Genomic DNA, 25817 nt, shown 5'->3' with positions numbered 1-25817 from the left:
CCGGCCGCCGTCGCGGCGCGGCTGCTGGTTGCGCTGGCCGCCGCCGGCCGGGCGACCCTGGCCCTGCGGCCGGCCGCCCCCGCGATTCTGTCCCGTCTTTGACGCGGCGCCCGCGCCCTCCGGCTCGGCCTTACCGGCTTCGGACCGGCGATCGGTCGAGGGGATCGACTGCTTGATGAGGCGCTCGATGTCGCGGAGGTACATGCGCTCGTCGTTCGCCACCAAGGTAACGGCGAGGCCGGCGGCCCCGGCGCGTGCGGTGCGCCCGATGCGGTGGACGTAGGACTCCGGGACGTTCGGCACGTCGTAGTTCACCACATGGCTGACGCCGTCGACGTCGATGCCGCGGGCGGCGATGTCGGTGGCGACCAGCGTCTTGATGTGCCCCGTCTTGAAGGACCCGAGCGCACGCTCGCGCTGGGCCTGGCTTTTGTTGCCGTGGATCGCCGCGGCGGCGATGCCGGCTTCTTCAAGCTGCCGCACGACCTTGTCGGCGCCGTGCTTGGTGCGGGTGAAGATCAGCGCGCGGCCGATGTCGGGAGAGCGCAGCACGTCGACCAGGACAGCCTTCTTGCCCGACTGTTCGACGAAAACCACGCTCTGCTCGACGCGGTCCGCGGTCTTGGCGACGGGCGTCACCTGGACCATGGCCGGATCGGTGAGCATGGCGTCGGCCAGGTCCTTGATGGTCTTCGGCATGGTGGCCGAGAAGAACATCGTCTGACGGCGGTGCGGCAGCATCGGCAGGATGCGGCGGATCGAATGGATGAAGCCGAGGTCCAGCATCTGGTCGGCTTCGTCGAGGACGAAGAATTCGACCTGGTCCAGGCGCAGCATCTTGCCGTCGATATGGTCGAGCAGGCGGCCCGGCGTCGCGACGAGGATGTCGACGCCGTTCGAAAGCTTACGGACCTGCGGGCCGGCGGCGACGCCGCCGAACACGACAGCGATCGAAAGCTTCAGGTTCTTGGAATAGGAGCGGAACGAGTCCGCGATCTGGCTGGCGAGCTCGCGGGTCGGCGACAGGATCAGCGCGCGGCAGCCCCGGCGCGGGGCCATGCGCGGGTTCGCGACGAGCTTCTCGATGATCGGGAGCGCGAAGGCGGCGGTCTTGCCGGTGCCCGTCTGCGCGATGCCCATGAGGTCGCGGCCCGAGAGCAGCGCCGGGATGGCCTGCGCCTGAATCGGGGTCGGGGTTTCGTAGCCGTCGGCCGAGAGCGCCTGGAGAATGGGCTGCGACAGGCCGAGGTCGGTGAATTTGGTCAAGGTTCTATAGCTTTCGAATGCAGCCGCGCTCGCGCGTCAGGCCTCAAAAAGGCGCGCGCGGCGACGGCGGGTGCGTTGAGACGCGCCCCGCGTGATCTGGGCTGTCGAGGAGGTTCGTGGGCGTCCGGCAGGTTCGGGCGAGGGCCCGACTCACGCGGCCTGGACGCGAGGGCTCGCATCGTGTGCGATGCGGTCTATTCGCACGTGCGAAGAGGAAAAGTCAAGGCTGAGCAAAGGGCGCGCGGCGGGACGCGCGCGACGAGCCGCTCATCACGCCTCCCGCAGCTTCGCCAGATGCTCGACGAGCCCCTTCGTTGAGCTGTCCAGCTCCTCCGTTCCAGCCTCGCCCTTCACCACCGGGATCAGCCGGCTCGCGAGCTCCTTTCCGAGCTCGACCCCCCACTGGTCGAAGGAGTTGATCCCCCAGATCGTCCCTTGCGTGAAGACCTTGTGCTCGTAGAGCGCGATCAGGCGGCCGAGGGTCCGCGGGTCCAGGGTGCGATATGCGATGGTCGAGGTCGGGCGGTCGCCGGGGAAGGTCTTGTGCGGCGCGAGCCGGGCGGCCTCCGCCGGGTCGACACCGGAGGCTTGCAACTCCGCCGCCGCCTCCTCCGTCGTGCGGCCCTTCATGAAGGCCTCGCCCTGCGCCAGCCCGTTCGCGAGCAGCATGGCGTGCTGGTCCGCGACATGCTCGTGCGGAACGGCGCCGAGCAGAATGTCGGCGGGAACGACGTTCGTGCCCTGGTGCAGCAGCTGGTAGAACGCGTGCTGGCCGTTGGTGCCGGGCTCGCCCCACACGATCGGCCCGGTCTTGGTGGCGACAGGCGCCCCGTCGAGCGTCACCGACTTGCCGTTCGACTCCATGTCGAGCTGCTGCAGGTAGGCGGGGAAGCGCGCGAGCCGCTGGTCGTAGGGCAGAACGGCGTGGGTGTCGTAGCCGCAAACGTTGCGGTGCCAGATCCCGATCAGCCCCATCAGCGCCGGGATATTGCGTTCGAGCGGCGCGGTGCGGAAGTGCTCGTCGACCTCGTGGCCGCCGGCCAGGAAGGCGTCGAAGTTCTTGCCGCCGATCAGGATGATCAGAGACAGGCCGATCACCGACCACAGCGAGTAGCGCCCGCCGACCCAGTCCCAGAAGCGGAACATGCGGTCCGCACTGATGCCGAAGGCCTCGACCGCTTTTACGTTGGTAGAGATCGCCGCGAAGTGCGCCCCCACCGCCGCTTCCCCCAGCGCGCCCACGAGCCAGCGGCGCGCCTCATGCGCGTTCGCCATGGTCTCCATGGTGGTGAAGGTCTTTGAGGCGACGAGGATCAGCGTGCGTGTCGGGTCGAGATGGCGGAGCACGTCGGTGATGTGCGAGCCGTCGACGTTCGAGACGAAATGCCCGCGTAATCCCTGTTGGGCATAGGGGCTGAGCGCGAGGGCCGCCATGGCCGGGCCAAGGTCGGAGCCGCCGATGCCGATGTTGACGACGTCGGTGAAGCGCTCGCCCGTCGCGCCTTCGAGGACGCCGGCGCGAACGGCCTCAGCAAAGTCGGCGGCCTTGCGGCGCTCGGTCAGCACCTCCGGCATCACGTCGACCCCGTCGACCAGGATCGAGGCGCCCTCGGGCGCGCGCAGCGCCGTGTGCAGCACCGCGCGCTTCTCCGTGACGTTGATCTTCTCGCCCGCGAACATTGCGTCGCGGCGTCCCTCGACGTCGGCGGCGCGCGCCAGCGCGAGCAGCAACTCCAGCGCTTCGGGCGTCATGTGGGTCTTCGAGTAGTCGAAGAGCAGATCGTCGAGCTTCACCGAGTAGCGGGCGAACCGCTCAGCGTCGTCGGCGAAGAGTTTTCGGAGCGTCAGGCCCTCGGTCTCGCGGCGAAGCTCGGCGAGGCGATCGAACAGGACGGCGACATCGGTCATGCGTGCGAATCTCCGAAAGGCGCGCGCGGGACGTCGGGCTCGCGCGCCTTGCGGAACATAGGGGTCGCGAGCGATTTGAACATCGCCGAGCTGGGGCGCGGCGGCCGCAAGGCCGAGTTTCGTTCTAATAGAGCCATTGCTCGGGCACGCGGACGACGACGCCGGAGCCGGCCGTGACTTCGCCGGCGCGCTCGACGCTCGCCACCACGCCTCGCAGGCGCTTGGCGATCTTCGGGAAGCTGAGCTCGTCGCCCGGTTGTCCCGTCCGTCGGGCGATGGCCCGACCGGCGTGGCGGCACGGCGCGTTCTGCGCTTCGACCACAACGCAGGCGCCGCTCTCGAAGAACAGTCGCGTTCCCGCCGGGAGAAAGGACAGGCTCGGGAGGCCCTCCAGGACGAGGTCGGCGCCGATCCAGCCCGCCTCGACGGCGGAACGTCCCAAGGCGGCCGCGATCTCCGCAAGCTCCTCGACGGAAACGATGGAGAGCTGCCGGCCGGAGCGGATCTCGGTTCCGCGGGGATGCCAAGGCTCTCGCGGGCCGGCGCGGCGCGTGAAGCCGGCGTGCGGATCGCCGGGCACGCCCTCGAGGGTCAGCGTCAGCCCGGCGGCCGGCGCGGTCTCGAAGCTTCCGGCGTCGGCGACCGCGAGAGTCTGGGCGAGCCGCGCCGTCAGACGGCGGCCGGGATGGACGACGACCCCGCCCAGCAGGTCGCGGCTCATGCCCGCGTCGCGACGATGAACAGCCGGGGAAAGCGCAACAGAACCTTGCCATCAGAGAGCGCGGGATAGAGACGGCGCGCGCGCTCCACATAGGCCGCGACGAAGGCTTCCCGCTCGCCGCCGTCCAGCGGGTCGAGGAACGGACGGAGACCTGTCGCCTTCAGCCAGTCCGCGATCCCCTCGGCGCCGTCGAGCGGGTGGGCGTAGGTGGTGCGCCAGACGTCGACCTGGGCCGCATGCGGCCGCAGCATGTCGTAATAGGCCTCCAGCGACGGCAGCGTCGTCCGTGCGGCGGAGGCTCCCGCTAGACGCTCGCGCCAGCGGGGATCAAGCGCGACTTCGCGCATCGCCCGGTGCGACGGTTCGTCGAGATTGTCCGGCATCTGGATGGCGATCGCACCGCCCGGGGCGAGCAGGCTGATGAGCCGCGGCAGCAGGACGGCGTGGTTCGGCAGCCACTGCAGCACGGCGTTGGCGAAGATCACGTCCGCCGGGCGCTCCGGGGCCCAGGTCGCGACGTCAGCTTCGATGAAGCTGGCCGCGGGCAGGCGCTTGCGCGCCGCGGCGAGCATGTCCGGAGAGGCGTCCACGCCGATGGCCTCCGCTTGTGGAAAGCGGCGGCCGAGCAGCTCCGTCGAGTTGCCCGGCCCGCAGCCGAGATCGACGACGAGGCCCGCGGTCGCGACCGGAATGCGCGCGAGAAGGTCCGCCGAGGGACGGGTGCGCTCGTCTTCGAACCGCAGGTAGGTCGTGGCGGACCAGTCTTCCTTCAGCGTCATGCCCAGATCACCGGTACGCCGTAGTCTTCGAAGGCGCGGTCGCGCGTGACGATCGGGAGCCCCCGGCGCTTGGCCTGCGCGATGATCATGCGGTCGAAGGGATCGCGATGGTGGAGGGGGAGGGAGCCGGCGAGGACGGCGTCTTCGACCTCGATGGGGAGGAGTTGAAGGCCGTCAGCTTGGAGCTCGTCCCACTTCAGGATGTCGTTCAGCTTTCCGATGCCCTTCTTGATCTCCAATTCCCACACGGTCGCCATGCTCACGGCGAGATACGACGCCTCCCGTATCGCCGACAGCGCGCCCGGCGGGAGAATGGGGGATCGAGTGGTCAGAAAGATCAGCACGTTGCTATCAAGCAGCATCAGGATCTTTCGCGAATTTACTGACGTCGTAGAAGAGGTCGATAAATTCGTCGTCGTTCTTCCACCAGTCAGGATCGCTTACAGCGAGCTTTCCCGCCCAGATGCCTTCGATCCGCTTGCCCGGCGTATCCTTTTCATTGAGGTTCGGCGGCGAAATCGGCACGATCGCGGCCACCGGCTTGCCGTTGCGGGCGATGATCACCTCCTCGCCGCGCTCCGCCGCCTCGATCAGCTTCGAGAGGTTGGTCTTCGCCTGATGGATGTTGGTGACGCTCATGGGCGCGCTCCGTGGCTAGCTAAGCTAGCTAGCACGAAGCGCGCCGATCGTCATCTCATCGTGCGAACTGGCGGTACTTGATGCGCTTGGGCTCGACCGCGTCCGGGCCGAGGCGGCGCTTCTTGTCTTCCTCGTAGTCCTGAAAGTTGCCCTCGAACCACTCGACGTGGCTTTCGCCCTCGAAGGCCAGCATGTGGGTCGCGATGCGGTCGAGGAACATGCGGTCATGGCTGATGATGACGGCGCAGCCGGCGTAGTCCTCGAGCGCCTCCTCGAGCGCGCGCAGCGTGTCCATGTCGAGGTCGTTGGTGGGCTCGTCGAGCAGGAGGACGTTGGCGCCAGACTTCAGCATCTTGGCGAGATGGACTCGGTTGCGCTCGCCGCCCGAGAGGTCGCCGACCTTCTTCTGCTGGGCCGCGCCCTTGAAGTTGAAGGCGCCGACATAGGCGCGGGAGTTCACCTCGCGCTTACCGAGGTAGATCACGTCGGTGCCGCCCGAGATCTCTTCCCAAACGTTCTTGTTGGGATCGAGCGCGTCGCGGGACTGGTCGACGTAGCCGAGCTGCACCGTCTCGCCGACCTTGATCACGCCCTTGTCGGGCTTGTCCTGGCCGGTGATCATACGGAACAGCGTCGTCTTGCCGGCGCCGTTCGGACCGATGACGCCGACGATGCCGCCCGGCGGCAGCTTGAAGGTAAGGTCCTCGATCAGCAGCTTGTCGCCGAAGCCCTTCGACATGCTTTCGAATTCGACGACGTTGGCGCCGAGGCGCTCCGCGATCGGGATGACGATCTGCGCGCTGGTCGGCCCCGCCTCGGAGGCCTTGGCCACGAGGTCGTCGTAGCGCTGGATGCGGGCCTTGTTCTTGGCCTGACGCGCCTTCGGGCTGTTGCCCATCCACTCCTGCTCGCGCTTCAGCGTGCGCTGCAGGGACTCCTCGATCCGGTTCTCTTGGATCATGCGCTTCTGCTTCTGAACCAGCCACGAGGAGTAGTTGCCCTCGTAGGGGATGCCGCGGCCGCGGTCGATCTCGAGGATCCAGCCGGTCACGTTGTCGAGGAAGTAGCGGTCATGGGTGATGATCAGGATCGCGCCGGGATAGTTCTTGAGATGGTTCTCCAGCCAGTTCACCGTCTCGGCGTCGAGATGGTTGGTCGGCTCGTCGAGCAGCAGGAGGTCGGGCTCCTCCAGCAGGAGCTTGCACAGGGCCACGCGGCGCTTCTCGCCGCCGGAGAGCTTGGTGACGTCCCAGTCATCCGGCGGGCAGCCGAGCGCGTCCATCGCCTGCTCGACCTTGCTGTCGAGATCCCACAGCCCAAGCGCCTCGATGCGGTCCTGAAGCTCCGTCATCTCGTCGGCGGTCTCGTCGGAGTAGTTCATGGCGAGCTCGTTGTAGCGCTCAAGGATCGCCGTCTTCGAGGCGACGCCCTCCATGACGTTCTCGCGGACCGTCTTGTTCGGATCGAGCTGCGGCTCCTGCTCGAGGTAGCCGATCCTCGCGCCCTTCGCGGCCCAGGCCTCGCCGGTGAACTCCTTGTCGATCCCCGCCATGATCTTCAGCAGGGTCGACTTGCCGGCGCCGTTCGGGCCGAGGATGCCGATCTTGGCGTCGGGGTAGAAGGAGAGGTGGATGTTGTCGAGCGTCTTCTTCGGGCCGAAGGCCTTCGAGACGCCGGCCATGTGATAGATGAATTCGCGCTGCGCCATAGGATCCCGGGCTCGCATGGATGCGCGCGCGGCGGAAGCGGCCGGCGCTCGGATGTCGTGGGTCGGGCGTCTTCTAGCGCGCCGCTCCGAGGGGCGGCAAGGGGAGGGGCGTTTCCCGAAGCGTGAAGCGCGCCTCATCCCGACGCTTCACCGACCCTTTGGATCGAACGCGTCGCGCAGTCGGTCGCCGAGCACGTTCAGGGCGGCGAGCGTCGCCACGAAGAAAGCGGCGGGAAACAGCAACAGGTGCGGCGCGCCCTGCAAGCTGCCGGCGCCCTGCGCGATCAGCGCGCCCCAGCTCGTCAGCGGGGCCTGGACGCCGAGTCCAAGAAACGACAGGAAGCTTTCGAGCAGGATCACCTTGGGCGCGGTCAGCGTGGCGAACACCACGACCGTCCCGACCATGTTCGGCAGAATGTGGCGCAGCAGGATGCGGCTTTCCGAGACGCCGAGCGCGCGGGCGGCCTGCACGAACTCCCGCCGCTTCAGCCGCAGCGTCTCGCCACGCACGATGCGCGCCATGTCGAGCCACTCGATCGCGCCGATCGCGAGGAACAGCAGCGCGAAGTTCCGGCCGAAGGTCACCACAAGCAGGATGACGAGGAACACGAAGGGCAGGGCGTAGAGCACGTCCACGATCCGCATCATCACGTCGTCGGTCCGGCCGCCGACGAAGCCCGCGACCGCGCCCCAAGCGACGCCGATCACGAGGCTCGTCAGCGTCGCGAGCAGCCCGACCGCGAGCGAGACGCGCCCCCCGGCGAGGATGCGCGCCAGCAGGTCGCGCCCGTTGGCGTCGGTGCCCATCAGGAAGCGCACGCGGTTCACCTCGCCCTCAAGCGACGCGCTTCGCCCGCCGTCGCGCGTCTCCGCGAGCCTTGCGTTCCGGAACTCGTCGGCGCGCTCGACGTAGCGCAGCACCCGTGGGTCGATCGGCTCGGCGCCCGCGATCTCGGCGCGAAAGCGGTCCCCGTAGACTGAAAGGCTTTTGAGCTCCACGCGGCCGCGCGCCAGCGCCGACCGCAGAGCGTCCTCCAGCGTCGCTTCCTGCGGATAGGGCTGGAGGCTTGGAGGAACGAGCACATAGGACCGGTAAACGCGGTCGTAGGGGTGCGGCGAGAGCCACGGCCCGACGAGACAGAGGGCGGCGACCGCAAGCAGGAGCCCGAGCGCCGCAAGGCCGACGGGGTCCCGCCGGAGACGTCCCAGGGCCCGCCAGCCCAAGCCGCCCCGGCGCGCGGGAGCCGCGAGCGTCGCGTCAGTCATGGCGGATCCGGGGATCGAGCAGGGCGTAGGCGAGATCGACCACCACGTTGAAGGCGACGATGAAGACGGCGACCAGCACCACCGTCCCCATCACCAGCGCGTAGTCGCGGTTGAGCGCGCCGAGCACGAAGTAGCGCCCGACCCCAGGAATGCCGAAAATGGTCTCCACCACGACCGAGCCCGTGAGCAGCGCCGCCGCCGCCGGGCCGAGATAGGACAGCGCCGGGCCGCCCGCCGCGCGCAGCGCCTGCGCCGTCACCCGCCATTCGGGGAGGCCGTAGGCGCGAGCGGTGCGGATGTGGTCGGCCTTCAGCGCCTCGATGGTCGCGGCCCGCGTCAGCCGCGCGAAGGCCGCGATCTGCGGCAGGGCGAGCGCGACCACCGGCAGGATCTTGTATGCGAACGCGCCCTGGCCCCAGCCTGCCGCCGGCAGCCAGCCGAGCCAGACCGCGAAGACCAGCGAGAGCAGCGGCGCGATGACGAAGCTCGGCACGGTGACGCCGAGGCCGGCGAGCGTGGTAACGGCCGCGTCCAGCGCGGAGCCCTGCCGTTTCGCCGCGAGGGCGCCCAGCCCGACGCCCACGGTGAGCGCCAGAACGAGCGCCGCGCCGCCGATCTGCAGCGAGTAGGGCAGAGCGCGGGCGAACAGCTCGGTGACGGTAAAGTCCCGATAGCTGTAGCTCGGGCCGAGATCGCCCTGGAGCAGCCGCGCGAGGTAGTCGCCGTACTGGACGATGAGCGGCTGGTCGAGCCGATAGGCGCGCTTGAGGTTTTCGAGCACCGCAGGCGCAAGCGCCTGATCCGCGTTGAACGGCCCGCCGGGCGTGAAGCGCATGAGGACGAAGGAGAGGGTCACCACCGCGAACAACGTGGGGATGGCCCAGAGCAGGCGCCGGAGGACGAAGGCGATCATTGCGCGCGCCGCGGACGGAAACGACGTTTCGGAGACGGCGGGACCCTCACGGGTCCAGCCTCAGATAGCGCGTGGGATGGATGTCCATCACGTTGTCCTCCCATCCCTTCACGCGGTGCGAGACCAGCGCCTTGGAGGCGTAGAACAGAATCGGGATCATGGGCTGCTCGTCGACGAGGATCGCCTCCGCCTTCCGAAGCGTGTCGAGGCGCTCCGCCGGGTCGGCGATGTCGTCGGAGGCCTTCACCAGCGCGTCGTAGGGCGCGCTCCTCCAGCCGGGATAGTTGAAGCCGACGTTGTCGCTGAGGCCGAGGAACAGGAAGTTCTGCGGGTCGCGGTAGTCGGCGATCCAGGCGGCGCGGGCCACGTCGAAGTCGCCGCGGTTCTGGAGATGGGCGTAGTGGGTCTTGCCGTCGGCGTTGATCAGCCGCGCATCCACCCCGATCGCCTTCCACATGTCCGCGATCGCGGTCGCGGTGTTCTGATGGTTCTCGCCCGAATTGTAGCGGATCTCGACCTCGAGCCGCTTTCCTGCGGGATCGAAGCCGGCCTCTTTCAGCAGCGCGAGCGCGGCGTCCTCGCGCTCGAGCTGGGACATCGACCGCCACGAGGCCTCGACCGGAGCGTAGCCGTCGAAGCCCGGCGGAACCCAGCCGTAAGCCGGCAGCATGGTGCCGGCCCAGACCTTCTCGGCGATGAATTCTCGGTCGAGGGCCATGGAGAGCGCGCGACGGACGCGGGGATCAGCGAAGGGCGCCTTCCGCACGTTCACGGCGTAGTAGTAGACGCCGACATAGGGCGCGATCCGAAGCTGATCCCCGAGGGTGCGGCGGATGAAGGGGATCTGCTCCGCCGGCACGTCGTCGTAGGACTGGATCTCGCCGGTCTGGAAGCGCCGGAGCGCCGCGCCGCGGTCCTCCAGCGGCACGTAGTTGACCACGTCGATCGCGATCTCGGAGGCGGCGTGGAAGAACGGGTTCTTCTCCAGCCGGATGTGGTCGTTCGGCAGGTTCTCCGCGAGCCGGAAGGCGCCGTTCGTCACCATGCGGCCGGGCTTCACCCAGTCGCGGCCGAAGCGCTCGACGCTTGCGCGGTGCACGGGGTAGGTCGTCTGGTGGGTCAGCAATTCGAGGAAGTAGGGCGTCGGCCGTTCGAGCCGGATCTCCAGCGTGCGGGCGTCGCGCGCCACGACCCCCAGCGCCTCCTTCGGCGCCCCGTTCTTGTTGACCTTCTCGGCGTTCAGGATCGGGTAGAGCAGGTTGGCGTACTTCGCCGCGAAGGCCGGATCGAGAATGCGGCGGAGCGAGAACACGAAATCCTCCGCCGTCACCGGGTCGCCGTTCGACCAGCGCGCGTCGGGCCGTAGGGTGAACGCCCAAGTCCGGCCGTCGTCCGAGACCTCCCACCGTTCCGCCATGCCGGGCACGACGTTCGCGCGGCCGTCGTGGGCGGTGAGGCCCTCGAACAGGTCCCGCATCAGGTTGGCCTCCTGCACCGTGGAGACGAGATGTGGGTCGAGCGTCTCCGGTTCGCCCGAGTTGCCGCGGTCGTAAACGACCTCGGCCGAGGCCGCGAACGCGAACAGCAGCGCAAGGCAGGCGAGCGCGAGGCGGCGGAGAAGGGTCACGCAGGGTCTCGATCGGCGAAGCGGCGGCGTCATGCTAGGGGGCGCCGTCTCTGCGCCGCAAGCACGGAGCGGACTGTCGCCGCGTTGCAACGCTCAGTAAACCTTTGCGGTTCGCCACGTTTCGGTAACCATCCCGGCGTTGAATGAGCGTCGCAGGGTGCGGTTGCGAAGGGCATGGCGGAAGGCATGGGCGTGGATCTGTTCGCGGGGCTCACCAATGCGGCGCTTCCGCCGCTCGACCGGACGCCGCGCATTCTTGTGTTCGATTCGGGCCTCGGCGGGCTCACTGTGCTGGCCGAGCTGGTTACGACGCTTCCCTACGCGGCCTATGTCTACGCCGCCGACGACGCCGCCTTCCCCTACGGCGCGCTCACGCCCGAACGTCTCGTCACGCGGGTGGTGACGGTGATGGAGCAGCTGATCGCCCGCGAGGCTCCCGACCTCGTGGTCATCGCCTGCAACACCGCCTCCACGCTCGCGCTGCCGGCGCTGCGCGCCCGCTTCGCTCTGCCCTTCGTCGGCACTGTGCCTGCGGTGAAACCCGCCGTGGCCGCGACGCGGTCGGGCCTCGTCACCGTGCTGGCGACCCCCGGCGCCGCCCGCAGCGAGCACACGCACGCCATGATCGACGCCTTCGCGGGATCGGTGAAGGTCACGCTCGTGGGCGCGCCGAACCTGGCCGCTTTTGCGGAGGCCGAGCTTCGCGGCGCGCCGATCGACGACGCCGCGCTCGCCGCCGAGATCGCGCCCTGTTTCGTGGAGGAGGACGGACGCCGCACCGACGCGGTCGCCCTCGCCTGCACCCATTTTCCGCTGCTCACCCGGCGCTTCCGCGGGCTCAGCCCTTGGGAGGTCGCCTGGATCGACCCGGCGCCGGCGGTCGCTCGCCGCGTCGCCGCGCTGCTGAGCGCCTCGCCCATGCCCGCGGGACCGCTGGCCGAACGCCGCGCGCTTTTCACCTCGAACCGGACGGCGCCGTCGCCCCTAGTCTGCGCGCTCGCCGCGCGCGGCCTCACTGCGATCGAAGCCGGCGTTTCTCCACTCGACTGAAGACGATCTTGTGCATCCTGTCTTCAGGATGCCACGATCGTCTTATGTCATTTGACATCTGATCTGCGGATCCAACCGCAGACGGCCGCGACAGGCGGAAAAACAGGACGCGCCGCAGTGCTCAGCGCTCGCTATCCGACGATCCTCGAGATCGAGGGCATTCTCGCCGACGTGCCGCACGACGGCTACGTGGACGCGGTCACCGCGGCCTTCGCCGATCCCGCGGTCATGGTCACGCTCGGCGGCGTCCGCCCGCCCGAAGCGGCGCGCGGCTTCATCACCCGCGCCCGCGCCCACTGGCGCGACGCCGGCTTCGGCTTGTGGTTCCTGCGCGACATGCGGGACGGGGCTTTCGCCGGCTGGGCCGGCATCCGTCGCTGCGAGGCCGACGGCGAGAAGACGGTCGAGCTCGCCTATGCGCTGATGCCGAAGCTTCGCTGCAAGGGCCACGCGACCCGCATCGGCGCCGCAGCGCTCCAGCTCGGCTTCGAGAACCTCGGTCTGCCTGAGATCGTCGCCTTCACGACCGAGACCAACACGCATTCGCTCGCGGTGATGGAGCGCCTCGGCTTCGCCTACGCCAAGCCTTTCCAGCACGCCGCCCTGCCGCATGTGCTCTACCGCCGGACGGCGGCCATGCACGCGGCGGCGTAAGCCCCGCGTCATCCGGGCGGCCGAACGCCGATTCGGGAGCGTTCTTAGGCAGCGCTCGTCATGGTCCCGCGTGACCGGATCATCTCCATGACAGGCGTTGAGTTCGACGCCCCTTACGCCGCGGCGATCTTCGCGATGCGGTTGGGATCGTAGTTCAGCACCGGCGCAAGCCATCTCTCCATCTCGGCCAGCGCGTAGCCCTTGCGGGCGGCGTAGTCGATCACCTGGTCGCGGTCGATCTTGCCGAGGCCGAAGTAGCGGCTGTCGGGATGGCTGAAGTAAAGCCCCGAGACCGCCGAGCCCGGCCACATCGCGTAGCTCTCGGTCAGGGTGAGGCCGATTGCTTCCGGGGCGTTCAGCAGATCGAACAGCAGGCCCTTTTCCGTGTGGTCGGGTTGCGCGGGGTAGCCGGGAGCCGGGCGGATGCCGTCGTAGGTCTCGGCGATCAGCTCCTCGTTCGAGAGCGCCTCATCCGGAGCGTAGGCCCAATGCTCGCGGCGCACCTGGGCGTGCATGTACTCGGCCGCGGCCTCCGCGAGGCGGTCGGCGAGCGCCTTGGCGAGGATGCCGTTGTAATCGTCGTTGGCGCGGGCGAAGCGCTGCGCGATCGCCTCCTCGCCGATGCCCGCCGTCACGGCGAAGCCGCCGACATAGTCCGCGACGCCGCTCGCCTCGTTCGCCACGAAATCGGAGAGCGCGAGGTTCGGCTTGTCCTTCGAGCGCGCCATCTGCTGGCGCAGCGTGTGGAGGACGGCGAGCTCCTCGGAGCGGTTCTCGTCCTTGAACAGGACGATGTCGTCGCCGCGGGCCGCGGCCGGCCAGAAGCCGATCACCGCGCGCGCCTCCAACCACTTTTCATCGGCCATCTGGCGCAGCATCGCGGTCGCATCGTCGAACAGGTTCTTCGCGGCCTCGCCGTACTTCTCGCTCGTCAGAATCTCAGGGTAGCGGCCGTGCAGCTCCCACGTCGAGAAGAATGGGGTCCAGTCGATGTAGGGGATCAGCGTCTCGAGCGGGATGTTGTGGAACACCTTCGTTCCGAGGAACGTGGGCTTCCGCTGCACCTTGGCGAGGTCAAGGACGTGCCGGTTGGCGCGGGCGGCGGCGATCGGCGCGCGCACCTTGTCCTCCTGCGCGCGGGCGTGCTGCTCCGCGAGCCGGAGATAATCGGCCCGAACGCCGGCGACGTAGCCCGGCTTGTTCTCGGCCGACAGAAGCTGCGAGACCACGCCCACCGCGCGGCTGGCGTCGAGCACGTGAACGGCCTGCCCCCGCTCGTAAGCCGGGTGGATCTTGACCGCGGTGTGGATGCGCGAGGTGGTCGCGCCGCCGATCAGGAGAGGGATGTCGAAACCCTCGCGCTCAAGCTCCGAGGCGACCGTCACCATCTCGTCGAGCGACGGCGTAATAAGGCCGGAGAGACCGATGACGTCGACCTCGTGTTCCTTCGCTGCGGCGAGAATCTTCTGCACCGGGACCATCACGCCGAGGTCGATGACCTCGTAGTTGTTGCACTGGAGCACGACGCCGACGATGTTCTTGCCGATGTCGTGGACGTCGCCCTTCACCGTCGCCATCAGGATCTTGCCCGCGGCCTGCCGCTGGTCGGCGCCGGACAGCCGCTTCTCCTCCTCCATGAACGGCATGAGGTAGGCGACCGCCTGCTTCATCACGCGGGCTGACTTCACCACCTGCGGCAGGAACATCTTGCCGGAGCCGAACAGGTCGCCGACCACGTTCATGCCGGCCATCAGCGGGCCTTCGATCACGTGCAGGGGGCGCTCGGCCTGCGCGCGCGCCTCCTCGGTGTCGGCTTCGATGAACTCCGTCACGCCGTGGACGAGCGCATGCTCCAGCCGCTTCGCCACAGGCTGGTCGCGCCATTTGGTGTCGACGACCCGCGCTTCCTGCTTGCCGCCCTTGAACTTGTCGGCGGCGGCCAGCAGACGGTCCGTCGAGTCCGGATGGCGGTTCAGGACGACATCCTCGGCGAGCTCGCGCAGCTCGGGGTCGATGTCGTCATAGACGGGCAGGGCGCCCGCATTGACGATGCCCATGTCCATGCCGACCGCGATCGCATGGTACAGGAACACGGAGTGCATGGCGGCGCGCACCGGCTCGTTGCCGCGGAAGGCGAAGCTCAGGTTCGAGACGCCGCCCGAAACATGCGCGTGGGGCAGGTTCTCGCGGATCCACTTCGTGGCTTCGATAAAGTCGACGCCGTAGTTCGCATGCTCTTCGATCCCGGTCGCGACGGCGAACACGTTGGGGTCGAACACGATGTCCTGCGGCGGGAACCCGACCGTCTCGGTCAGGATCTTGTAGGCGCGGGCGCAGATCTCGGTCTTGCGGGCGAAGGTGTCGGCCTGGCCCTGCTCGTCGAAGGCCATCACGACCACGGCCGCGCCGTAGGCGCGCACCTTGCGGGCGTAATGGATGAAGCTCTCCTCGCCTTCCTTCAGCGAGATCGAGTTCACGATCGGCTTTCCCTGGACGCACTTGAGGCCCGCCTCGATCACCGACCATTTGGACGAGTCGATCATCACGGGCACGCGGGCGATGTCGGGCTCGGCGGCGATCAGGTTGAGGAACTCGACCATCGCCTTCTCGCTGTCGAGAAGGCCCTCGTCCATGTTTACGTCGAGGATCTGCGCGCCGTTCTCGACCTGCTCGCGCGCGACGTCTAGGGCCGCGGCGTAGTCGCCGGCCGTGATCAGCTTCCGGAATTTCGCGGAGCCGGTGACGTTGGTGCGCTCGCCGACGTTGACGAAGCGGGAGGCGGCGGAGGTCGTCATGGGGCTTCCGTCATTGAAAGGCGATTGGATCGGCGTGCTGCGTGCTTCGAGACGCCGTCCTGCAGACGGCTCCTCAGCGTGAGGGAGGTTCGCGCTAGCGATCCTTCACGATCCTCAAGCTGAGGAGCTCGCGCAGCGGGAACCTCGCAGCACGCAGACCGTGGAAACGAGCGAAGTCTCACGCCACCAGCTCGAACGGCTCAAGGCCGGACAGCCGCATCTTGGTCGCGACCTCCGGGATCTTCCGCGGCGCCTTGCCCTTAACCGCCTCGGCGATCGCGCCGATGTGGGCGGGCGTGGTGCCGCAGCAGCCGCCGACGATGTTGACCAGACCCGCGCTCGCGAATTCGCCGACGAAGACGGCCATCGCCTCAGGGCTCTCGTCGTAGAGTCCGAACTCGTTGGGAAGGCCAGCGTTGGGGTAGGCGCAGATCAGCGTGTCCGCGACGCGCGACAGCTCGGCCACATGGGCGCGCATCTCCTTGGCGCCGAGCGCGCAGTTCAGCCCGACCGACAACGGCTGCGCATGGCTGAGCGCGTTCCAGAACGCCGTCGGCGTCTGGCCGGAGAGCGTGCGGCCGGACAGGTCGGTGATCGTTCCCGAGATCATCACCGGCAGGCGAGCGCCGCGCTCGGCGAAGATCTCCTCGATGGCGAACACGGCGGCCTTGGCGTTCAGCGTGTCGAAAATGGTCTCGATCAGCAGCGCGTCGGCGCCGCCCTCGATCAGGCCGCGCGCGGCCTCGCCGTAGGCCGTCGCCAGCTCGTCGAAGGTCACGGCGCGGAAGCCGGGGTTGTTGACGTCGGGCGAGATCGAGGCGGTGCGGTTGGTCGGGCCGATCGCGCCGGCGACAAAGCGGGGTCGGCCGTCCTCCTTCTGAGCGATGTCCGCCGCTTGCCGGGCGAGCCGAGCGCCCTCGACGTTCAGCTCGTAGGCGAGCGCCTCCATGCCGTAGTCGGCCTGCGCGATCGTGGTCGAGGAGAAGGTGTTGGTCTCGACGATGTCGGCGCCCGCCCGGAAGTATTCGAGGTGGATCTCGCGGATGGCGTCCGGCTGCGTCAGGATCAGCAGGTCGTTGTTGCCCTTGAGGTCACGGCCCCAGTCCTTGAAGCGCTCGGCGCGGAAGTCGGCCTCCGAGAACTTGCGCTGCTGGATCATGGTGCCCATCGCGCCGTCGAGCACGAGGATCCGCTCGGAGGCGAGCTTCCGCAGCGTGGTTTCGACGTCGCTCATGATCTCAACTCCTTCACTTCAACACTTCCAGCGCATCGAGACGTTTCTCGATCGCCTCCAGCCGATCATCAACGCCGATCACGACGTAGCGCCCGAGAGGATCGTCTCGCTCCTGAGCGCTTCACAGATCGCGTCGAGCTTCTTGTCCTTTTCGGCGATCCGCGCGTCGACCCCGTCGAAGCGCGGATCGAATTTGGCGTCTATCGCATCGAAACTCCCGAAGCAGAGTCAGCACGAGGTCGTCCGGCTCGGCCATCTTGGAAGCTACGTGATCGCCACCTTCTAAGATGGCGCCGTTCCGTTCAAATTCACGGCCTCAGGCCGCCGCGGCCTTCGCCGTCGCCGCGGTCGGGCGTAGGCCCAGCAGGTGGCACACGGCGTAGACCAGGTCCGCCTTGTTCATCGTGTAGAAATGGAAGTCCTTCACGCCATGGTCGACCAGGTCGAGCACCTGCTCGGCGGCGACGGCCGCGGCGATCAACTGCCGGGTCTGGACGTCGTTGTCGAGGCCCTCGAAACGGGCGGCGAACCACTCCGGCACAGTTGCGCCGGCGCGGGCGGCGAAGCTCGCGGTCTGCTTGAAGTTCGACACCGGCACGATGCCCGGCACGATCGGGATGTGGATGCCGCGCGCCCGCGCCTGGTCGACGTAGCGAAGGTAGTGGTCGTTGTCGAAGAAGAACTGGGTGATCGCCCGGTTCGCGCCCGCGTCGACCTTCGCTTTCAGGACGTCGAAGTCCGCCTCGAGGCTCGGGCTCTCGGGGTGCTTCTCCGGGTAGGCCGAGACGGAGAGCTCGATTTCCGGCGCCCGGCGGCGGATGCCGGCCACGAGCTCGGCGGTCGAGGCGTAGCCGCCGGGGTGCGGCTCGAACGTGCCCCCCACGCCGTTCGCGGGATCGCCGCGCAGCGCCACGATGTGGCGCACGCCGGCCTCGCGGTAGGCGTCGACGACGGCGTCGACCTCAGCCTTGGTGGCGGAGACGCAGGTGAGGTGCGCGGCCGGCGGTACGACGGTGTCCGTCACCATCCGCGCGACGGTCGCGTGCGTGCGCTCGCGGGTGGAGCCGCCCGCCCCGTAGGTTACCGACATGAAGGTGGGGTCGAGCGGCGCGAGGCGCTCGATCGAGCGCCACAGGGTGGCCTCCATCTCCGGGGTCTTCGGCGGGAAGAACTCGAACGACACACGGACCGGGCGGCGCGCGGCGCGGGAGAGACGGTGGTTGGGCATCAGGCGACCTCGAGGTTCGAGGAAGAGGGGAGCGCGTCCGACACGATCCGCGGATCGCGGGCGAGCCAGAGCGAAACGGTGAGCTTGTCGCCGTCGCCGTCGGGCGGCGGCAGATTGGAATGGGCGACAAGGTCGAGCCCGGAAGCCGCGAGCCAGCCGGCCATCGCCTCGCTCGAGAAGCCGAGACGGCGGTGGGCGTGACGCTCCCGCAACTCCTCGATGCCATGGGGCGCGAAGTCGACGATCAGCAGCCGGCCGCCCGGCCGCAGCGCGCGCGCGGCCTCCCGCACGGCGCGCGCCGGATCGTCGAGGAAGTGCAGCACCTGATGCACAACGACGAGATCGAACGCGCCGGTCTCGACCGGCGGCGCGAAAATGTCCCCTTGGCGGACCTGCGTATTGGTCACGCCGGCGCGCGCCAGATTGGCGCGGGCCAGCGCCAGCATGTCGCGATTGGCGTCCACGCCGATCGCGCGGCCGACCCGCGGGCTGAGCAACTCCAGCATACGGCCGGTGCCGGTGCCGAGGTCCAGGGCGGTTTCGATCCGCGCGTCGCCAACGGCGGCCAGAATGGCGCGTTCGACCGCGGCTTCCGAGACGTGAAGCCCCCGCACGCCGTCCCAGCGCTCGGCGTTGGCGCTGAAGTAGCGCGCAGCGGCCTGCTGGTGCGCGGCGCGGACCTCCGCCAGACGGTCGCGGTCCCGACGCAGCGCGGGATCGGCCGGGTCGAGTCGCGCCAGGGCGGCGCGTAGCGATGCGTCGTGGCCCGCGCCGTCGGAGAGCCGGAAGAACGCCCAGGCGCCTTCGCGATGCCGTTCGACCAGCCCGGCCTCGACCAGCAGCTTGAGGTGGCGGGAAATCCGCGGCTGGCTCTGGCCAAGGATGTCGGTCATGTCCGACACGGTGAGTTCTCCCTCCGCCAGAAGCGCGAGCAGCCGCAGACGTGTCGGCTCCGCCGCGGCTTTCAAAGCGGACAGGGCGACGTCGAGGCCGAGCCGAAGCGCTGGAGAGGGTGAGCTAGACATAAAGATGTCTTTATATCTTTATCACGTCGCGCGCAAACGGAGTTTCAGCCTCTGTGTCCCGAGCGAGGCGAGGTGATCGTTGATATCCGGTTCATAGCGCCCAGAAGTTGTCGCATTTGAACAACACTGTGCCCATGATGCATCATCAAGCGGCGGCGACTCGGGTTCGGGGGGAGCGACGTCGGGTGCGGCGCAACGATGCGGGAATCGCCCCTGTTTAGAGGTTTCATGCCGAGCGATGCGTCCGCCGCGCCTGAGCTGCCAGCCGCCGCGCCCGAAAGGCGCGGGCCGGGCCTGCTCGGTCCGGTCTGCGTCGCCGCGGCGCTGATCTCGGCGCTCGTAACCTTCGTCGTTCTCACGGGACGGTTCGACATAGAGCCCACTGAGCGGGCCTCTCAGATCGCCGTCTACGTCAACGCGGCCTTCGCGGGACTGTTGATCCTCATCATCCTCTGGGAGGGGCGGGCGTTCCTCATCGCGCGACGTCGCGGGCAGGCCGGCTCCCAGATCCACGCGCGCCTCGTCGGCTTGTTCTCGCTGCTCGCGGTCACGCCTGCGGCCCTGCTCGCGATCTTCGCGGTGGTCACGATCGACCGCGGATTCGACAGCTGGTTCTCCACGCGTGTCCGGGAGATCGTCGACAACTCCCTCGTCGTCGCCCGCGCCTACCTGAACGAGCACGCCCGCTCGATCCGCGGCGAAATCCTCGCCATGGCGAGCGACGTGAACCGCGCCCGCCCGCTGTTTGACAACGACCGTCAGCGCTTCGCCGAGTTCTTCACCGCCCAGGCTCAGATTCGCGGCCTGCCGGTCGCGCAGCTGCTGAAGCCGGACATGACGGTGGTGGAGCGGGCCAACATCCAAATTGGCCGCGAGTTTCCGCGTCCGCCGCTGGTCGACGTCCAGGGCGCGCCGACCGACGAGCCGACGCTGCTCGCGCCGGGCAAGCAGAACGCGATCGGCGCGGTGCTCAAGCTCGCGAACTACGACGATCTCGTGCTGTTCGTGGCCCGCCCGGTGGACCCCCGCGCGAACAGCTACATGCGGCTGGTGGAGCAGGGGTCGGAGGAATACTCTTCGCTCACCCTCCGCCGACCGCGCATCCAGGCGACGTTCGCGCTGCTCTATCTCGTGGTGGCGCTGTCTCTCCTGCTCGCCGCCATCTGGCTCGGCCTCGCCTTCGCGAACCGGCTCGTGTCCCCGATACGCCGCCTGATCACGGCGGCCGACCAAGTCAGCCAGGGCAACCTCTATGTTCAGGTTCCGATCACCCGGAAGCAGGGCGACCTCGGAGGTCTCGCTGAAACCTTCAACAAGATGACCTCCGAGCTTCGCAGCCAGCGCAACGAGCTGCTGGAGGCCTCGGACCAGATCGACAGCCGTCGCCGCTTCACCGAGGCGATGCTCGCCGGCGTCAGCGCGGGCGTCATCGGCATCGATCCTGCGGGCCGTGTGACGCTGATCAACCGGACGGCGGAGAAGCTGCTCGGCGCGCAGGAGACCCAGCTGCTCGGCCTCTCGCTCAAGGAGGCCGCGCCCGAACTCGGCCCGCTGGTGGACGCCGCGCTCGGCCGGGCCCAGCGGCTGGTCCAGGGGCAGGTGACGCTGCTCCGGGCCGGCCGGGAGCGCACCGTCAACGTTCGCTTCACCACCGAGACCTCGACCGCCCAGGAACACGGCTACGTCGTGACGCTCGACGACATCACGGAGCTGGTCGCGGCGCAGCGCACCTCGGCCTGGGCCGACGTCGCGCGCCGCATCGCGCACGAGATCAAGAACCCGCTCACCCCAATTCAGCTCTCGGCGGAGCGCATCCGCCGCAAGTACGGCAAGGTCATCGTCGAGGAGCGCGAGGTCTTCGACCAGTGCACCGACACGATCATCCGCCAGGTCGACGACATCAAGCGGATGGTCGACGAGTTCTCCTCCTTCGCGCGCATGCCCAAGCCGAAGATGGAGGAGGACGACCTCGCCAAGGTGGTCAAGCAGGGCGTCTTCATGATGCGCGTCGGCTACCCCGACATCCGGATCGAACTCGAAGGCGCCGACGTCCCGGCGCCCGCGATGTTCGACCGGCGGCTGATCTCGCAGGCCGTCACCAACATCGTGAAGAACGCGACCGAAGCCGTGCAGGCGGTTCCCGAGAACGCCGGCGGCGCCGGCCGGATCAACGTGTCCGTGCGGCGCGAGGGCGAGTTGGCGGTCATCGATGTGATCGACAACGGCGCCGGATTGCCGACCGAGAACAGACAGCGCCTGCTCGAGCCCTATATGACGACGCGCGAGAAGGGCACCGGCCTCGGTCTCGCGATCGTGGGCAAGATCATGGAGGAGCATGGCGGAGGCGTGGAGCTTCTCGACGCCCCTGACGTCTCCTCCGGCGGACGTGGGGCTCTCGTGCGGCTCTGGTTCCAAGCCCGGGCGCCGGCCTCGTCCTCGACCGTCCCGTCCCGCGCGGCTCCGGCGGCCTGATACGGCCGATCGTTCCGCCGCCTGAAAATCCCACTCGGAGTGTGCAAGTCCTCTCATGGCGACCGACATCCTCATCGTCGACGACGAAGCTGACATCCGCGAGCTCGTCGCCGGCATTCTTCAGGACGAAGGCCACGGCGCGCGGACGGCTCGGAACTCCGACGAAGCCTTCGCGGAGATCGAGAAGCGCCGGCCGCAGCTCGTCTTCCTCGACATCTGGCTGCAGGGCTCGAAGCTCGACGGGCTCGAGATCCTGGACCAGATCCACAGCCAGCATCCCGATCTTCCGATCGTGATGATCTCCGGCCACGGCAACATCGAGACCGCCGTCGCGGCGATCAAAAGCGGGGCCTACGACTTCATCGAGAAGCCGTTCAAGGCCGACCGGCTCGTGCTGATCGCCCAGCGTGCGCTCGAGTCCTACCGGCTGAAGCGGGAGCTGCGCGATCTCAAGCGCGGATCGGCCCATCCCACCCGCTTCGTGGGCCGCTCGACGGTGATGAACCAGCTTCGCAACGCGCTGGACCGCGTGGCGCCGACCAACAGCCGCATTCTCATCACCGGCCCTTCAGGCGCCGGCAAGGAGCTTGCGGCGCGCTCGATCCACAACGCCTCGGCGCGCGCCGGCGGCCCGTTTGTGATGATCAACGCCGCCACGATCACGCCTGAGCGGATGGAGGAGGAGCTGTTCGGCGTCGAAGGCGTCAACGGCAGCCGAAAGATCGGCGCGCTCGAGGAGGCGCATGGCGGCACGCTGTTCATCGACGAGATCGCGGACATGCCGCGGGAGACGCAGAATCGCATCCTGCGCGTGCTCGTCGAACAGACCTTCACCCGCGTGAGCGGCTCCACCCGCGTGTCGGTCGACGTGCGCATCATCTCCTCCTCCGCGCGCAACCTCGAGGACGAGATCGCCGAGGGACGGTTCCGGGAGGATCTGTTCCACCGCCTCGCGGTGGTCCCGGTGCGCGTGCCCGGCCTCGCCGAGCGGCGCGAGGACATCCCGGAGCTGATCGACTTCTTCCTCGAGCAGATCTCGTCCGCGACGGGCCTGCCCAAGCGCACCATCGGCGAGGACGCCATGGCGGTGCTGCAGAGCCACGACTGGCCGGGCAACGTCCGCCAGCTCCGCAACAACGTGGAGCGTCTGATGATCCTCGCGGGCGGCGATCCGGAGGCGGTGGTGACCGCCAGCATGCTGCCCTCCGAGATCGGCACCATGGTCCCGCCGACGCCGCACGGCGCGGGCGGCGAGCAGCTGATGGGGCTGGCGCTGCGCGACGCGCGCGAGATCTTCGAGCGGCAGTACCTCCTCGCGCAGATCAGCCGTTTCGGCGGCAACATCTCCCGCACCGCCGAGTTCATCGGCATGGAGCGCTCGGCGCTCCACCGCAAGCTCAAGGCGCTCGGGATCGGCTGACGCCCCATCGACGTAAAATGCGCCGTCGTCCTCCGGCGCGACCGGAGGACCCATCCTCGACGTGGAGCTCGACGTCGACGATGGATGGTTTGGTCAAGCCGGACCATGACGCTCCAGTTTGAACCTCTCGGAACCGATTCAATGTCCCGCATCGCCTACGTCAACGGCCAGTATGTCCGCCACGCCGACGCCGGCGTCCACATCGAGGACCGCGGCTACCAGTTCGGCGACGGCGTCTACGAGGTCTGCGAGGTGCGGGACGGGCGGCTGATCGACGAGCCGCGCCACCTCGCGCGGCTGTGGCGCTCGCTCGCGGAGCTGAAGATCGCTCCGCCGCTCGGGGAGGCGGCGCTGAAGATCGTGCTGCGCGAGACCGTGCGTCGTAACCGCGTGAGGGACGGGATCGTCTACCTCCAGGTCACCCGCGGGGTCGCGCGCCGGGACCATTACTTCCCATCCAACGCCGCGCCGGCGCTGGTGGTGACGTCGCGTTCGGCCGACAGGGCCAAGGCCGACGCCATGGCGGAAGCCGGCGTAAAGGTGATCACCGTGCCCGAGAACCGCTGGCCGCGGGTGGACATCAAGTCGATCGGCCTCCTCCCCAACGTCCTCGCCAAGCAGCAGGCGAAGGAGGCCGGCGCGCGGGAGGCCTGGTTCGTCGACCGAGAGGGCCGCGTGACCGAGGGCGGCTCCACCAACGCCTGGATCGTCACCGCCGAAGGCGTGATCGTGACGCGGCCGGCGGACGACGGCATTCTTCGCGGCGTCACCCGCGCGGCGGTGATCGACATGGCCGAGCAGCTCCAGATGCGGATTGAGGAGCGGCCGTTCACGGTCGAGGAGGCGCGGCGGGCGAAGGAAGCCTTCAACACCGCGGCGACCGCGATCGTGACGCCGGTGATCGCGATCGACGGCGCGCCGGTCGGCGACGGCAAGCCGGGGCCCGTCGCGCTCGGCTTGCGCCGTCGCTTCCACGAGTTCGCCCATCGGTCGGAGAGCTGAGGCCGCGCCGCGGCGAAAGCCGTGGACGCGCGGCGCCGCGGCCGGCTCTCGGCCTCATCTCGCTCTTGCGAAATCCGGACGTGGTGGCGTTAATAAGGGCGGCGCCGCCACATGCGGCGCCGTCGCGAAAAAAGCGGGGCGGCCAAAAAAATCCTTCAGCGTCGGAGCGTCGGTTCCCAGCCGGCGCTGCGGAAGCGCCCAACTGGCCTGAGCCTCTAACGGAAGAAGAAGAACATGGCGGCCGAACGCTCCCAGAATCTCCAAGACACGTTTCTCAACAACGTTCGCAAGAACAAGGTGCCGCTCACCATCTTCCTCGTGAACGGCGTCAAGCTGCAGGGCGTCGTCACCTGGTTCGATAATTTCTGCGTGCTGCTGCGTCGCGACGGGCACTCGCAACTCGTCTACAAGCACGCCATATCGACGGTGATGCCCGGCCATCCGATCCAGCTCTTCGAGCCGGAGGAGGCCGACGAGGCGCCGGCGCGGGCCGCCCGCTGACGGCGCGCGCATCGGCGCCGTGACGGAGACGCATGCGACAGGACGACATCGACAGCCATGACGACGACGGCGTGAGCGACGCCGGCGGCGGGCATCTGACCGCGCGGGCCGACCGGACCCGCGCCTTTGTCATGACGCCCGTGGTGGGCCGACGGCCGGGTGACCCCGCCGAGCGCAGCCCGGCCGCGCGCCTTGAGGAGGCGGTCGGCCTCGCCCAGGCGATCGACCTCGACGTGCTCGACAGCAAGCTGGTCCCGCTCCAGCAGATCCGGCCTTCGACCTTTATCGGCAAGGGCAAGGTCGAGGAGTTCGCGGACATCATCAAGGCGTCCGAGATCGAACTCGTCGTCGCGGACACGGCGCTGACGCCGGTGCAGCAGCGCAACCTCGAAAAGGCGCTTGGCGCCAAGGTGCTCGACCGCACCGGCCTGATCCTGGAGATCTTCGGTCGTCGCGCGCGCACAAAGGAAGGCGTGCTGCAGGTCGAGCACGCCCATCTCACTTGGCAGAAAAGCCGGCTCGTCCGCTCCTGGACCCATCTGGAGCGCCAGCGCGGCGGTTTCGGCTTCCTCGGCGGCCCGGGCGAGACCCAGATCGAGGCCGACCGCCGGATGATCACCGAGCGGATCCTGAAGATCGAGCGCGAGCTCGAGCAGGTGAAGCGCACGCGCGGCCTGCATCGCGCGGGCCGAAAGCGCGTGCCCTATCCGGTGGTCGCGCTCGTCGGCTACACCAACGCGGGCAAGTCCACGCTGTTCAACCGGCTGACGCGCGCCGAGGTGGTGGCGGCCGACATGCTGTTCGCGACGCTCGACCCGACCCTGAGGTCGATCACGATGCCGCATGGCGCGCACGCCATCCTCTCCGACACGGTGGGCTTCATCTCCGAACTGCCGACGCAGCTGATCGCCGCCTTCCGGGCGACGCTGGAGGAGGTCATCGAGGCCGACGTGATCCTTCACGTGCGCGACGTCGCGCATGAGGACACCGAAGCTCAGGCCGCGGACGTCGCCGGCGTGCTGAAGGACCTCGGGATCGACCTCGGCGACACGAAGCGCGTCGTGGAGGTCTGGAACAAGGTCGATAAGCTCGACGAGGGCGCGCGCGAGAACCTCGCTGCAACCATTTCCCGCCGCGAGGCGGCGGAGCGGCCGGTGCTGGTCTCCGCGCTCACGGGGGAGGGCGAAGACGTCCTGCTCGGGGCGATCGAGGAGCGGCTGTCGGCCGGGCGGGAGACGCTGCTGGTCACCGTCGCCCCGGACGACGGCGCCGGCGTGAACTGGCTGTTCGGCCATGCCGACGTGCTGGCGCGACATCCCCAGGACGACGGCGCGGTCGAGGTCACGATCCGCGTCGAGCCGGGACGCGTCGAGGGCATCCGCCGACGCTTCGCAAAGGTCGAAGGCGGCGCTCCGCGGGAGGATTGAGGCCGCCCGCGGCCCTCCAGGTCGGGCGACGCGTCAGGCTCTCGGGCGCGCGAATGATTGGAGTGGCATGCCATACAGAAACGCCCCGCAGGCTGAGCCGGCGAGGCGTTTCGTGTCGTCGATGACGCGGGTCCGTTCGGGTGTGGGCCGGCCTCCTGGGAGGCGCTCGGCTTCTGATGGAC

The 25817-nt window shown here is 68.5% G+C and carries 20 protein-coding genes and 2 pseudogenes; 8 read left to right on the top strand and 14 right to left on the bottom strand.

Annotation, left to right across the window (positions count from 1 at the left end; translation table 11 throughout):
* The 10 genes from METY_RS16640 to METY_RS16595 form a co-directional block, all read right to left on the bottom strand.
* On the bottom strand, nucleotides 1-1266 hold a 1266-nt coding region (locus tag METY_RS16640; protein WP_103122493.1), incomplete at its 3' end, for a DEAD/DEAH box helicase.
* Nucleotides 1267-1536: 270 nt separating this feature from the next.
* On the bottom strand, nucleotides 1537-3174 hold the full coding sequence (pgi, locus tag METY_RS16635; RefSeq protein ID WP_103122492.1) for a glucose-6-phosphate isomerase: 1638 nt from the start codon (nucleotides 3172-3174) through the stop codon (nucleotides 1537-1539).
* Between the two features lie 124 nt (nucleotides 3175-3298).
* Nucleotides 3299-3895, bottom strand: coding sequence for an MOSC domain-containing protein (locus tag METY_RS16630; RefSeq protein ID WP_103122491.1), 597 nt, complete (start codon nucleotides 3893-3895; stop codon nucleotides 3299-3301).
* Nucleotides 3892-4674 carry a trans-aconitate 2-methyltransferase gene (tam, locus tag METY_RS16625; RefSeq protein ID WP_103122490.1) on the bottom strand — a complete coding sequence of 261 codons (783 nt, stop codon included), beginning with the start codon at nucleotides 4672-4674 and terminating at the stop codon, nucleotides 3892-3894. Before tam ends, METY_RS16630 begins: the two co-directional genes overlap by 4 nt.
* The gene (locus METY_RS16620; protein ID WP_103122489.1) at nucleotides 4671-5036 is read right to left on the bottom strand and encodes a type II toxin-antitoxin system VapC family toxin; all 366 of its coding nucleotides are present in this window, start codon (nucleotides 5034-5036) and stop codon (nucleotides 4671-4673) included. The genes tam and METY_RS16620 overlap by 4 nt, the downstream gene beginning before the upstream one ends.
* Nucleotides 5026-5313 (bottom strand): type II toxin-antitoxin system Phd/YefM family antitoxin, encoded by a 288-nt coding sequence (locus METY_RS16615; protein ID WP_103122488.1) that lies wholly within the window; start codon nucleotides 5311-5313, stop codon nucleotides 5026-5028. Before METY_RS16615 ends, METY_RS16620 begins: the two co-directional genes overlap by 11 nt.
* A gap of 55 nt (nucleotides 5314-5368) precedes the next feature.
* Nucleotides 5369-7021 (bottom strand): energy-dependent translational throttle protein EttA, encoded by a 1653-nt coding sequence (gene ettA / locus METY_RS16610; RefSeq protein ID WP_103122487.1) that lies wholly within the window; start codon nucleotides 7019-7021, stop codon nucleotides 5369-5371.
* Nucleotides 7022-7168: 147 nt separating this feature from the next.
* The gene (locus METY_RS16605; protein WP_103122486.1) at nucleotides 7169-8287 is read right to left on the bottom strand and encodes an ABC transporter permease; all 1119 of its coding nucleotides are present in this window, start codon (nucleotides 8285-8287) and stop codon (nucleotides 7169-7171) included.
* The gene (locus METY_RS16600) at nucleotides 8280-9200 is read right to left on the bottom strand and encodes an ABC transporter permease (protein ID WP_103122485.1); all 921 of its coding nucleotides are present in this window, start codon (nucleotides 9198-9200) and stop codon (nucleotides 8280-8282) included. The genes METY_RS16605 and METY_RS16600 overlap by 8 nt, the downstream gene beginning before the upstream one ends.
* Nucleotides 9201-9246: 46 nt before the next feature.
* A complete protein-coding gene (locus METY_RS16595) occupies nucleotides 9247-10860 on the bottom strand; it encodes a peptide ABC transporter substrate-binding protein (protein ID WP_444849098.1) in 1614 nt (537 codons plus the stop codon).
* A gap of 153 nt (nucleotides 10861-11013) precedes the next feature.
* Here METY_RS16595 and murI point away from each other — a divergent pair, with 153 nt between their 5' ends.
* Together murI and METY_RS16585 are read left to right on the top strand one after the other, a co-directional pair.
* On the top strand, nucleotides 11014-11877 hold the full coding sequence (murI, locus tag METY_RS16590) for a glutamate racemase (RefSeq protein ID WP_103122509.1): 864 nt from the start codon (nucleotides 11014-11016) through the stop codon (nucleotides 11875-11877).
* A gap of 117 nt (nucleotides 11878-11994) precedes the next feature.
* Nucleotides 11995-12531, top strand: coding sequence for a GNAT family N-acetyltransferase (locus METY_RS16585; RefSeq protein WP_103122483.1), 537 nt, complete (start codon nucleotides 11995-11997; stop codon nucleotides 12529-12531).
* A 113-nt stretch (nucleotides 12532-12644) separates the two neighbouring features.
* On the opposite strand, the pseudogene metH reads toward METY_RS16585, so the two are convergent.
* Nucleotides 12645-15409 (bottom strand): annotated as a pseudogene (gene metH, locus METY_RS16580) (methionine synthase); the annotation flags it as partial.
* Nucleotides 15410-15516: 107 nt separating this feature from the next.
* A pseudogene (locus METY_RS16575) lies at nucleotides 15517-16560 on the bottom strand (homocysteine S-methyltransferase family protein); the annotation flags it as partial.
* Between METY_RS16575 and METY_RS16570 the strand changes: the two are divergent.
* Complete coding sequence (locus METY_RS16570; RefSeq protein ID WP_146035741.1) at nucleotides 16541-16846, top strand: hypothetical protein; 306 nt, start codon at nucleotides 16541-16543, stop codon at nucleotides 16844-16846. The pseudogene METY_RS16575 and the gene METY_RS16570 overlap by 20 nt on opposite strands.
* 30 nt (nucleotides 16847-16876) lie before the next feature.
* Here the strand turns inward: METY_RS16570 and metF are convergent, their stop codons facing one another.
* Both metF and METY_RS16560 read right to left on the bottom strand, forming a co-directional pair.
* The gene (gene metF / locus METY_RS16565) at nucleotides 16877-17788 is read right to left on the bottom strand and encodes a methylenetetrahydrofolate reductase [NAD(P)H] (RefSeq protein ID WP_103122479.1); all 912 of its coding nucleotides are present in this window, start codon (nucleotides 17786-17788) and stop codon (nucleotides 16877-16879) included.
* Nucleotides 17788-18813 carry an ArsR/SmtB family transcription factor gene (locus METY_RS16560; protein WP_103122478.1) on the bottom strand — a complete coding sequence of 342 codons (1026 nt, stop codon included), beginning with the start codon at nucleotides 18811-18813 and terminating at the stop codon, nucleotides 17788-17790. The genes metF and METY_RS16560 overlap by 1 nt, the downstream gene beginning before the upstream one ends.
* A 228-nt stretch (nucleotides 18814-19041) precedes the next feature.
* Here METY_RS16560 and METY_RS16555 point away from each other — a divergent pair, with 228 nt between their 5' ends.
* From METY_RS16555 to hflX, 5 genes are all read left to right on the top strand, one after another.
* Nucleotides 19042-21285, top strand: coding sequence for a sensor histidine kinase NtrY-like (locus METY_RS16555; protein WP_103122477.1), 2244 nt, complete (start codon nucleotides 19042-19044; stop codon nucleotides 21283-21285).
* Nucleotides 21286-21340: 55 nt separating this feature from the next.
* The gene (ntrX, locus tag METY_RS16550; protein WP_103122476.1) at nucleotides 21341-22705 is read left to right on the top strand and encodes a nitrogen assimilation response regulator NtrX; all 1365 of its coding nucleotides are present in this window, start codon (nucleotides 21341-21343) and stop codon (nucleotides 22703-22705) included.
* Between the two features lie 141 nt (nucleotides 22706-22846).
* Nucleotides 22847-23707: a D-amino-acid transaminase gene (locus tag METY_RS16545; protein ID WP_103122508.1), complete on the top strand. Its 861-nt coding sequence runs from the start codon at nucleotides 22847-22849 to the stop codon at nucleotides 23705-23707.
* A gap of 234 nt (nucleotides 23708-23941) precedes the next feature.
* Entirely contained in the window at nucleotides 23942-24208 is a 267-nt protein-coding gene (hfq, locus tag METY_RS16540; RefSeq protein WP_020185473.1) for an RNA chaperone Hfq, read from the top strand.
* 32 nt (nucleotides 24209-24240) lie between these two features.
* Entirely contained in the window at nucleotides 24241-25635 is a 1395-nt protein-coding gene (hflX, locus tag METY_RS16535) for a GTPase HflX (protein WP_103122475.1), read from the top strand.
* Nucleotides 25636-25817: the final 182 nt, after the last annotated feature.

It is taken from the genome of Methylopila sp. Yamaguchi (genome assembly GCF_002897035.1).
Taxonomy (GTDB): domain Bacteria; phylum Pseudomonadota; class Alphaproteobacteria; order Rhizobiales; family Methylopilaceae; genus Methylopila.
The sequence above is the reverse complement of the archived record's forward strand: the minus strand, read 5'-3'. Positions and strand labels throughout refer to the sequence as shown.

What these genes read in the sequence shown, in the direction of transcription:
- pgi (WP_103122492.1), bottom strand. Translation starts at nt 3,174, where the DNA reads ATGACCGATGTCGCCGTCCTGTTCGATCGCCTCGCCGAGCTTCGCCGC.
- METY_RS16630 (WP_103122491.1), bottom strand. Translation starts at nt 3,895, where the DNA reads ATGAGCCGCGACCTGCTGGGCGGGGTCGTCGTCCATCCCGGCCGCCGT.
- tam (WP_103122490.1), bottom strand. Translation starts at nt 4,674, where the DNA reads ATGACGCTGAAGGAAGACTGGTCCGCCACGACCTACCTGCGGTTCGAA.
- METY_RS16620 (WP_103122489.1), bottom strand. Translation starts at nt 5,036, where the DNA reads ATGCTGCTTGATAGCAACGTGCTGATCTTTCTGACCACTCGATCCCCC.
- METY_RS16615 (WP_103122488.1), bottom strand. Translation starts at nt 5,313, where the DNA reads ATGAGCGTCACCAACATCCATCAGGCGAAGACCAACCTCTCGAAGCTG.
- ettA (WP_103122487.1), bottom strand. Translation starts at nt 7,021, where the DNA reads ATGGCGCAGCGCGAATTCATCTATCACATGGCCGGCGTCTCGAAGGCC.
- METY_RS16605 (WP_103122486.1), bottom strand. Translation starts at nt 8,287, where the DNA reads ATGACTGACGCGACGCTCGCGGCTCCCGCGCGCCGGGGCGGCTTGGGC.
- METY_RS16600 (WP_103122485.1), bottom strand. Translation starts at nt 9,200, where the DNA reads ATGATCGCCTTCGTCCTCCGGCGCCTGCTCTGGGCCATCCCCACGTTG.
- METY_RS16595 (WP_444849098.1), bottom strand. Translation starts at nt 10,860, where the DNA reads ATGACGCCGCCGCTTCGCCGATCGAGACCCTGCGTGACCCTTCTCCGC.
- murI (WP_103122509.1), top strand. Translation starts at nt 11,014, where the DNA reads ATGGGCGTGGATCTGTTCGCGGGGCTCACCAATGCGGCGCTTCCGCCG.
- metF (WP_103122479.1), bottom strand. Translation starts at nt 17,788, where the DNA reads ATGCCCAACCACCGTCTCTCCCGCGCCGCGCGCCGCCCGGTCCGTGTG.
- METY_RS16560 (WP_103122478.1), bottom strand. Translation starts at nt 18,813, where the DNA reads ATGTCTAGCTCACCCTCTCCAGCGCTTCGGCTCGGCCTCGACGTCGCC.
- METY_RS16555 (WP_103122477.1), top strand. Translation starts at nt 19,042, where the DNA reads ATGCCGAGCGATGCGTCCGCCGCGCCTGAGCTGCCAGCCGCCGCGCCC.
- ntrX (WP_103122476.1), top strand. Translation starts at nt 21,341, where the DNA reads ATGGCGACCGACATCCTCATCGTCGACGACGAAGCTGACATCCGCGAG.
- METY_RS16545 (WP_103122508.1), top strand. Translation starts at nt 22,847, where the DNA reads ATGTCCCGCATCGCCTACGTCAACGGCCAGTATGTCCGCCACGCCGAC.
- hfq (WP_020185473.1), top strand. Translation starts at nt 23,942, where the DNA reads ATGGCGGCCGAACGCTCCCAGAATCTCCAAGACACGTTTCTCAACAAC.
- hflX (WP_103122475.1), top strand. Translation starts at nt 24,241, where the DNA reads ATGCGACAGGACGACATCGACAGCCATGACGACGACGGCGTGAGCGAC.